Genomic DNA, 3,252 nt, shown 5'->3' with positions numbered 1-3,252 from the left:
CACCAGAATTCTAGTCCACCCACAACTTCTACCGAACCACCGCAGCAAAATTCTAGTCCACCAACAACTTCTACCGAACCAAAAACGACGGATGCAGTTTTGGAAAGTATTGATACGGACTATCGCTATGACACAGACAACTTTGGCCAAACAAATTTTTTCCTCGAACCAACGATTAAATTTCGATTGGGTTAACTTTAGAATTAGTATCTGTGCGATGGCGTTGAATTGGGACTTTCAATCCCTCCACTGAGGCAGTTTGATATTCACCCCCAACAGCAGAACGATCAAGATTAAACCCCCATAATTGAAAAGCACGAGCGGCATATTCCTCATAACCCAAGCGGGTTTCGGGGTTAACGCGGGTGAAATATCGCCCATCTTGTTCTTTGGTAACGGTGGCACTGGAGAGAATACCTTCGCGCACCACACGCAAGTATGACCAATCCAGGACAATTTTATCTACGGCAGCCGTGTATTCTGGATGACAGCTTTTTAAGTTGTAAAGCGCTGCCAGCATTCTACCCAAATCTAAAGCTGACCAACCGTTTCCTTCTGGAACTGGATTTCCACCATAATCGACTGGTTGCAGCGATCGCGTATCATAACTCCGACTCGGCAATTCACAAGCAAATAATGGTAATTTTGTCAAGGCTGCTAAAAGATGGCGGGTGCGCTGGTCAAATTCCTTGGGGGTAATTGTATCGAGCGATCGCGCCGCATGGAGTGCTGCGAGATAATCTCCCAATCCCCAAAGGGTTGCACCTTTGAAATCACTGCGATCGTCTATCAGCCGACTCTTGGCGTGATAATTCGCTTGAAAGTATCGCCAAGCCGCTTCTGCATAGCGCCGTTCAACAGGCGTTAGCGATCGATCTAGTTTCAGGTTAGATGATGACTGAGGACTATCCACTGGTGGAATAGGTGCAACAGCTACTTCTGTAGGTTTAGAAGTTGCGATCAGAGTCGTAACAATAGAATTCGGTTGATTTACAGGTGTTACTGGAGAGGCATTTTCACTAGGCTTGCCAGTAGAAGCATCAAAAATCTTTTGAGCATAAGCATTATCTGGAAACAGATAGCGCCAGCCAAAAGCAGCTTTTGTACTGAGGCTGCGAAACTGTGGATAAGGTTGATTGGCATCGGTAATAGTTGCCCAATTTGTACCGTTGGCGTAAACGGTGTTGTAGAGAAAATAAGGTGCTTGGTCGATATTATCTTCTGTTACCGCAGTTAACTGACCTGTGGTATCAAAACGTCGTTTTTGCACATCTAAAACCCTGGCAGCAAAATCAGCTAATTCACCTTGCAAGCCAAATTCAATCCCGTCAAGGATATAAGACTCACTCACAACGTAATTATTAGCGTTGGTGCTTTGAAAGTCACGGCTATCAACAGGGATTTGCACACCATTAATTTCAACTAACTTAAACGGTTCTAAAGCAATAGCTTTGGGTGCAGAGAAACCCCAAAGTTGATAACCTCTAGCGCCGTACTCTTCGTAGCCGAGTCGTCCTTCTTGTACTAATAAGGTTTTGTTGTCAGGGAGAACAGTAGCGCCAAAAAGTTGTTCGTCTTTGAGCGATCGCGCCACTTGCCATTTTGCTACAATCCCTTTGAGCCAGTCATTATATTGAGGATGACAGGTACGGATGACATCAAACGCAGCCAGTATTCGTCCAACATCCAAAGCAGACCAACCAATACCCCGCTCCAGTGGATTATTACCATAATCAACCATCTGTCCTGTGGCTGCATTATAGACTTTATTGGGCAAGGCATCTTCAAATAACTTCAGACTGCTAAGAGTCGTCAAAAACTTATTGAGGCGGGAATCAAAGTCTGCTTGATCGGTCAGATTCAACCATCGTGCAGCATTCAATGCCATCAGATAGTTACCCATATCCCAGAGTGTACCTGAAGGATAACCCCCAGTAGAATTGGTAAATCCCGTTGCTGGCTGATAATTTTTGACAAAATACTGCCAAGACGCACGAGCATAAGTTTGTTCTTCAGATGTGAGCGGAGTTGTAATATTGCTACAGCTATTGGAATTTTGAGATAAGACTGGTGTCGGGATGTAAAACAAAAATTGCATTGTTCCAATTAGGAACAATGCAATCCATCTCAACAGCCTTTGTTGAGGGAGTTTGTATATCATAATTCCAGTTGAATCTAATATCCTCAAAGACTTTTTATTCCACAAGGAGAAATAAAATGAGAGATAAAATAACTAAAGCATTATCAGATACATCAAGAACAAACCAGCTACAGATATTACTGAAGCCAGAAGAGGTTGCTGAAAAACTTTACCTATATCTCTTTAGTAAGGGGAAAGGGATTGAGCATTTTATACTTGAATATCAGGTTCCTGAAGATGAGTATTCCCAAGATGAGGATTCACAGGCTGATTTTTACCAAAAACGGCATAAATTCATTAAAAGTAATATCCAAGAACGGCTTTCTGTAAATGGAGAAAAACCTAAATATTCAGATATTCAGTATTCCCTTTCCTACGTTGATGGTAAAAACCATGTGTTCTTTTTATCCCCAAATAAAAGTCATTCTGGATGGAAACGGCTATTTAGCAATAATCAAGAAAGAATTTTCAATTTAGTTTTTAAGTTTTATATTCTTTCTCAAGGTTTATCTGTTGAGACAATGAATGGTTTTGAAGAATTACTATTACTTCATTTCAGGAATATTAGCAAATCTGAAAATGCTCTTATAGTCTGGGGACAGAATCTGTTAATTAAGTACAATAACCATAATGTACTAACATTAACCTTATCTCGAAAAAGGAGACTATTGTTACCAAATGATGAGTATATAACTACAGATAGTGATAATTTGGGAGAGTTGTTGGCCTATAAAAATAAAAAGTACTACTTTCAACGTGACCTTGATGCTCGCTGTAAAAACTCTATTTATTTTATGCAATTTTCTAAAGATCAGGCAGATTTTGATAAGTTCAAAAAGACTCAAGTTTATCATTATCAAAATCTCATAACAAAACTTGAGGGTTTTTTAAGTGAGTGTGGTGTGAACTTTAATCCCCTTCATTTTCAGGCTGACCATTACTTAGAAACCCCTTTTATCAAAAACATAGAATCTGTAGAATCATTAGACATCTCCAAAATAGTAACGTTCTATGGTAAGAGAACATTAGAGAGCTTTTTGGACACAGAAACATGAGCGAGATTTTGAATTATATTGAAGGGAACAAAAAAGAAACACAGCGCTTAATTGGTC

At 40.2% G+C, this 3,252-nt stretch carries 2 protein-coding genes and 1 pseudogene; 2 read left to right on the top strand and 1 reads right to left on the bottom strand.

Annotated features, from left to right (window positions below; all coding sequences use genetic code 11):
- Window positions 1-195 (top strand): annotated as a pseudogene (locus IQ229_RS20065) (hypothetical protein); the annotation flags it as partial.
- Here IQ229_RS20065 and IQ229_RS20060 read toward each other — a convergent pair.
- Entirely contained in the window at window positions 176-2,161 is a 1,986-nt protein-coding gene (locus IQ229_RS20060; RefSeq protein WP_322744031.1) for a DUF3131 domain-containing protein, read from the bottom strand. The pseudogene IQ229_RS20065 and the gene IQ229_RS20060 sit on opposite strands and share 20 nt — an antisense overlap.
- 56 nt (window positions 2,162-2,217) lie before the next feature.
- On the opposite strand from IQ229_RS20060, the gene IQ229_RS20055 reads away from it, so the two are divergent.
- A complete protein-coding gene (locus IQ229_RS20055; protein ID WP_194046747.1) occupies window positions 2,218-3,195 on the top strand; it encodes a hypothetical protein in 978 nt (325 codons plus the stop codon).
- The last annotated feature ends 57 nt before the right edge of the window (window positions 3,196-3,252 follow it).

Origin of the sequence: Nostoc cf. edaphicum LEGE 07299 (genome assembly GCF_015207245.1) — a bacterium.
In the GTDB taxonomy this organism is placed as follows: Bacteria; Cyanobacteriota; Cyanobacteriia; order Cyanobacteriales; family Nostocaceae; genus Nostoc; species Nostoc edaphicum_B.
This window is presented reverse-complemented; position numbering and strand designations above follow the sequence as displayed.

What these genes read in the sequence shown, in the direction of transcription:
- IQ229_RS20060 (WP_322744031.1), bottom strand. Translation starts at nt 2,161, where the DNA reads ATGATATACAAACTCCCTCAACAAAGGCTGTTGAGATGGATTGCATTG.
- IQ229_RS20055 (WP_194046747.1), top strand. Translation starts at nt 2,218, where the DNA reads ATGAGAGATAAAATAACTAAAGCATTATCAGATACATCAAGAACAAAC.